4 protein-coding genes, 1 tRNA gene and 2 pseudogenes are annotated in these 5,771 nt (G+C 63.4%); all 7 read left to right on the top strand.

Annotated elements, in window-relative coordinates:
- Window positions 1-162 (top strand): annotated as a pseudogene (locus ACLP9N_RS23575) (hypothetical protein); the annotation flags it as partial.
- Between the two features lie 27 nt (window positions 163-189).
- Window positions 190-261 (top strand) — tRNA-Thr (locus ACLP9N_RS23570).
- Window positions 262-324: 63 nt separating this feature from the next.
- The gene (locus ACLP9N_RS23565) at window positions 325-492 is read left to right on the top strand and encodes a hypothetical protein (RefSeq protein ID WP_442409655.1); all 168 of its coding nucleotides are present in this window, start codon (window positions 325-327) and stop codon (window positions 490-492) included.
- Window positions 493-967: 475 nt separating this feature from the next.
- Complete coding sequence (locus ACLP9N_RS23560) at window positions 968-1,498, top strand: hypothetical protein (protein ID WP_442409654.1); 531 nt, start codon at window positions 968-970, stop codon at window positions 1,496-1,498.
- Window positions 1,499-1,752: 254 nt separating this feature from the next.
- The gene (locus tag ACLP9N_RS23555; RefSeq protein ID WP_442409653.1) at window positions 1,753-2,913 is read left to right on the top strand and encodes a hypothetical protein; all 1,161 of its coding nucleotides are present in this window, start codon (window positions 1,753-1,755) and stop codon (window positions 2,911-2,913) included.
- A 794-nt stretch (window positions 2,914-3,707) separates the two neighbouring features.
- Window positions 3,708-4,343 (top strand): RDD family protein, encoded by a 636-nt coding sequence (locus tag ACLP9N_RS23550; RefSeq protein ID WP_442409652.1) that lies wholly within the window; start codon window positions 3,708-3,710, stop codon window positions 4,341-4,343.
- Window positions 4,344-4,371: 28 nt separating this feature from the next.
- Window positions 4,372-4,476: pseudogene (locus ACLP9N_RS23545) on the top strand (hypothetical protein); the annotation flags it as partial.
- Window positions 4,477-5,771: the final 1,295 nt, after the last annotated feature.

Genomic DNA, 5,771 nt, shown 5'->3' with positions numbered 1-5,771 from the left:
CCGGCCATCTCCACCCTGCAGGACGCAGCCATCTCGCTCACAATGGAGGTCAACCCGCTGAGCAGCATCGCCGACCGGATCCCGCTGCCGGGCCGCCGACCCGGACGACGGCCGTCGTCACGGCCGGTGCGCTCGCAACGCATCATCGACAGCGACGAATGACCGATTAGGCTTGGACGCGGTTTGTCCGCCTCCTTAGCTCAGTGGTAGAGCACTCGCCTTGTAAGCGAGCGGTCGTCAGTTCAATCCTGACAGGGGGCTCCCCAGAAAAGGGCAGGCTCAATCGATCGCTGCAACACCTGATTGGTTTAGGGGTGTTGTTCGATGGCGTTTCGGAGGCAGGGCAGCAAAGATGTTCCGGAGTCGAGTGCTGACTTCACAACGTCCGGCGGACCCGTCTATGTCAGCCAGGAGTTCGCTCAGTACCTGACAACCACTCAGGTCGATATCGACGGGGAGCCCACGATTCGGCGCAGACGCCTGCACTTCTGAGAGACGGTTCACGTCACTTTTGGCGCACACGTCACATTCGAGTGCGCCCGACAGCGTTGGACGCCAGCCCGACAACTGCCACCGCAGCGCTCCACCTGGACCCCTGCCGGACTCCTCCGTGGAGCTCAACGTAATTCAAACAGACCCACTACCCCTGGTCTCGGGCGTTGACTGGGGGTTGGGAGTGCCACTAGGGCATTTAGCCGCAGATCGGCACCCGCGATGGAGACGCACGGGGGCCGAGAATTGTCCGTCGCCATGAAAAAGTACCCACTGACGAGAATCTGCCAGAATGCGGCGCCGTCGGAGCGCCGGCGGTCGTGGTCCGCCTCGACCTGAGTCGCATTGGAACTTGTGGGTGGTTCCAGGGCAAGCGGCGGGAGCGGATGGTAGTGCGCGCGGGCAAGCTGATTGGTTTTCGACCGGAGCCGACGCTGCGTGCTCTATTCTCATTTCACCAACGACGGATCGGGCGATGAAGTCTTTTGCGCGCGCGGCGCTTGGCGTGGCGGTGACGGCCGCGATGCTCGGGGCGGCAGTCGTCGGTTGCGGCGGCAGCCATGACTACAGCGACCTGCTGCTACCGGGGCCTATCCGGCTGGATCCGGCCCACCAGTTCTATTCCGGTCCGGTCGTACATGATCCAGGCGGAAAGCCCGGGGTGTCAGAGACTTACACGAGTTGGGATCGCACGCTCGTGGCCACCATCGTGGTGTTGCCCAGCGCCTCGGCGGCGGCCGACGCATTGAACCAAGCCAAGGCGGACCTGCCTAAAACCGTGACCGGCGCAAGCGCAGAATCGGTGGCCGTAGGTAGCGGTGGCACGGTTGTCTCTGGAACGTCGCCTGACGGCTCCAAGTCGGTCAGCGTTCTGCTGTTCACCGAGGGCAAAACGTTTACCACGTACGAAATCACCAGCGACCCGAAAGATCCCGTGTCAACGCAGTTCCTTGTCCCCGTGGGACAAGAACAGGACGCACGTATCAAAGCATCGCACGTATCGTGACCGGGGGTGACCCACATATACATCGCACACCGTGCTCCACCCAGCAAGCCTAAACACGGCGATCTGCACGTCGCGGTACCGCTTGCAAAGGCATCCGAACAGCGATGCCTCTAACAACCCAGCGATCGATCAGACCTGGCGGGGCATCGCTGTGCCATCCGTGCGGGCTGCATACTCTTCGGCATTACTATTCTCGCGTAGTTGATGCTTTCGCCGCGCGCTTCGGAGATCGGCTCTGGATCACCGGCGGCTGGGTGCGCGCCGAACTGTCCGGCTCAAATTATCTCGGTGACATCGACTGCATCATCGTCGCGGGCGCCCAACAGATAAAACAGTTTGCCATCGCCGCGGGATTCGACCTGAAAACCGCGCCGCTCGGCGCTCCGCGCGTCGTGCTCTTCGACCGCAACCACATGGACATCATTCCGGCGTCCGGGCCGACCGCCGAAGACGCGGTGCTGCAGGCGATCAGCGCATACAATTTCTCGATCAACTCTGCAGCGGTGAACTACGTCACCGGCGCCGTGGTGCGGACGCCGCACAACGCGGAGGATGCTGCGGCCGGCGCGTTTCGCGTCAATGACGGATTCGATCACCGCTGCTCCGACCGGGTGCTGGCGCGGGATTTCGAAATCTTTGAAAAGTACTACGGGCTCAGGCCGGTGCCGACGCCGCCGACAGTGCGGGTGCAGAAGCTTGTGACGGCCTATGGGGCACGCGAGGGGGGCGACGATGCGACGCAGAGTCTTGGCGCGAGATCGGATGAGGTCGCGCCGTGTCTGCCGGCGGCGGCAGAGGCCTGGATCGTGAGGGGCACGGTGCGCTGTGCGCTGCTCGGTCAGATCAAGTACTGGGACGACGTCGACGTCATCACCACCGCGTCCAATGACGACATCATCCGGCATCTTGCCGAGGCCGGGATTCCGTTCTCGCCGAATTATTTCGGCACGCCCAAGGTCATAGCGCCGAACGGCCTCAAGGTCGATATCTGGGCGCTCGGCGGGCACGCTCTCGAGACCGAGCTGGTGGGCTACCCGCACAATCTCGACGCGATCGCGTGGTCGGTCCGCGACCGGCGCCTGTGCGATCCGCTCGGCGTGGCGGAGGCGATTGCGCAGCGCCGCCTCGACATCAGTCCCGCCTTCATCGGCAATGCTTCGGCGCACGACCTGCACTACACCGCGCTGAAGTCAATCTATCTGATCATCCGTCATGCGCTGATCTTCTCGGATCGTGCCGCCGAGCTGATGCGGACGCCGATCGTGCCCGAGCCGTTTCTGATCAAGCACCTGATCCGGCTCTTGCGTGAACTGTGCCTGTGCCTGCCGCCCCAAACGATCACGCGGGCGATCGCTGACCTGGAAAACAAACTCGGAGCCTGCGACGCCATGCGGCTGGTGCACACCTACGGCTGATTCGCGGTCCTCGCTGCAAACGGCGCGACCGCCGCGCGTGCCACCAGGATTGGCGCGAAGCGCGCTGCGGTCAAATGGGATTCGGGCCTTCTCGTTTCGGCGAGATCCGGGGCTGACCGGGTCGGCGATGAGTTGGCTACCTGGCCCCGGGGTCGCGCACCCGTTACCGCATCGCACCCGTCCTCCGGCAACTGGGCGGGGAGCTCGTCAATCCGACGCTGTGGTTTTCGGGCGTCACACGGCGACACGCGGGCATCCGCCACGGGACCCACTTTGGGATCACAAGTTATGCGCGCCGGTAAACGATCTGCGCTCCTGTGAACGTTATGCGCGGGCGCCGCGAGCCCACAGAGTGTGTGTGACCAGGTAAACGTGCTACCGCTATTTACTGGGGATCAAGTGGTCGCAGATTCAAATCCCTTAAGCCCGAGCACAGTTCCCGCAGGTCGGGAGAGGTCTCGGAGAATCCGGAGCCGCTTTTCATACTCTCCGGGGTATGGATGGCAACGGCCTTGAACGGGCTTCCTTAATGAATGTTATGTGGCTGATTCGGCGGAAACCACTGGTGCTTAACGAGATACACCGCGGTCAGTCACCCTGGAAGCGGCGACTGGAGTGAGGCCGGGCTGCCCGCCCCCGGTGGGATCGCCCGGATGAGCATCGGCGTGCCCCTCCGGGTGGACTGCGCAACGGAAGCCCCACTCCCGGTGTGCGAGTGTGATGCTAACCAATACCTGCCCCGACGCGCGGTGCCAAACGGTTACCAGCGGACTAGCTTTACGCGGAAGGCGACCATGACCCAACATCCGCACTGGCAGCCCCCCGGTAACTACCCTCCGCCGCAATACCAGGGCGGTGGGTATTGGCCGCCGCCATGGGCGGCCGGCGGAGGGGGTGGGTGGCCCCACAGCCCCTACACGTCCTGGTTTGAACGCGTAGGCGCCGCGGTCATCGACGGACTGATTCCGGCGGTGATCGGCGTTATTGGGCTCATTATCGTGGGCGCGATGGGGCAGCCCGGCCTCGAATGCCCGGGGCCCTCGACCCCCTTGGAACGCCTGGGACGTTACCCCGACAACGATTGGCCGTGGTATTGCCACCTCACCTGGACCAATGGGGCAGCCATCGTGATTGTCGTCGCGGGACTGCTGGCGTTGACCTTCGGCCTGTGGAACCTCTATCGGCAGGGCAAGACCGGGTCCACCATCGGCAAGTCGGTGCTGAAGTTCAAGTTGGTCCACGAAAAAACCGGGCAGCCGATCGGCTTCCCCATGTCGATCGTGCGCCAGATCGCGCACATCGTCGACGCCGCCGTCTGCTACATCGGCTATCTGCTGCCGCTGTGGGATCAGAAGCGGCAGACGTTGGCAGACATGATCATGTCGACCGTGTGCGTGCCGATCGACGCGGGAGCTCCCCGAACGCACTGAGTCGACGGTGGCTTGCCTTGTCTACTCACCGCGATGCCGTCGCCATGCGCTGGCGTGCGTGCTGTATGAGTGTTTAACCGGCAGCACCCCATATCCCGGGGACAGCCTCGAACAGCAAATCACCGCGCATCTCCACGCGTTGCACCTGGTCGTTCTCGTGGCGCACGAGGCGGCGAACGAGGCGAGGGGGGTCGGCCTGTGCGGATCGCTGGTCGGCCCAGCGTTCAACGTCGGTAGCATCAGCGAGATGCGGCGGGCCAACTCCGTTCGCCATGGATCATCCTCCTGGCTCTCAAACGTAGGCATTCTCCAATGGATCACGCGTTGAGTCAACGTGTGACCCTTGAACGCATCCGATCGGCAGCGCCAGGATCGCGGGTATGAGTAAGCGGTGGGAGTGCCGCTGCTTCGCACCGTAAGCTGACGACAGTTTTGACGACAACCGTGACGACAGTTGCCGTCCTAGCGACGCCCCCTACACGACCATTTACGGCCCATCGTGCCTGATCACGGCGTCTGCCCGGTCCTGCGACTATCTCGAAACTCCGATGAGAAGCAGGCAATTCGGGCCGGTTCCCGGTCATTGGCGGTGAATAAACGGTGACCGCCAGCCAGCCTGTAACCATTCCACCAAGACACCTCCGCCGCCACCGCGCGACCCTAATCCGGTTGTCGCACAATGAGAAACGGGCAATAACGGGAACTATCAAGACCTAAGGTGCTAATCCGTCGGCCGCGGGTTCAAGCTCGCCTGGTCACTGCCTTACGGCTAGTTAAGGCCATCCTCAATGACCGGCGCATCGGGTGAACGGAGATCGCCTCGTGGCTTGCTTATCAGCTTGCCGGGTGATCAGTGCTTCAGGCACGACCAAACTCTCCCGCGCCCAGGCACTCACGGCCATGGCTACCGTCCCGCCCCCGGGACCATCACAACCACTCCCACCATCCAAGGCCAGGCCATCCCCATCAATCCTGCGGCGGCCCAAGGCCATCCCGACACGCGCCACCCCATCAGCCAACGCGACCATGCATGCGCCGCCCGCCCCATCCACTCGCCACTGCCGCAATGGGGGGTGGGGGGAACCCGTCCGGGGGGGTCACCCGTCGCATGGCCGAAACGGTGAATCTTGGTTTGTACGCTTCCCAGGATTGTTCTTCCAACGCTTACGCTGGGATCGGCTGGCCCGGATTTCGGGTCTGAGCTGCCCATACAGCCACGTTCAGGGGTGGTCGGCGCCGGGCCGGCTTTCCTCAGCGGAGCCGAACTGCGAGCACTGGTCCGTATATGTCGTAGCTGCCGATTCGTCGGCCTGAGTATGGCACCGGCTGCCGGACGAGGTTCAGGTTTCGAGTAGCTGACCTGTGGGCTCAGGGCGTGGTGTGCACGATCAGCACGTCGGTCTTGGACCGGCGCGCGACGTTGGCCAG

Source organism: Mycobacterium sp. (assembly GCF_052144515.1).
Taxonomy (GTDB): domain Bacteria; phylum Actinomycetota; class Actinomycetes; order Mycobacteriales; family Mycobacteriaceae; genus Mycobacterium.
The sequence above is the reverse complement of the archived record's forward strand: the minus strand, read 5'-3'. Positions and strand labels throughout refer to the sequence as shown.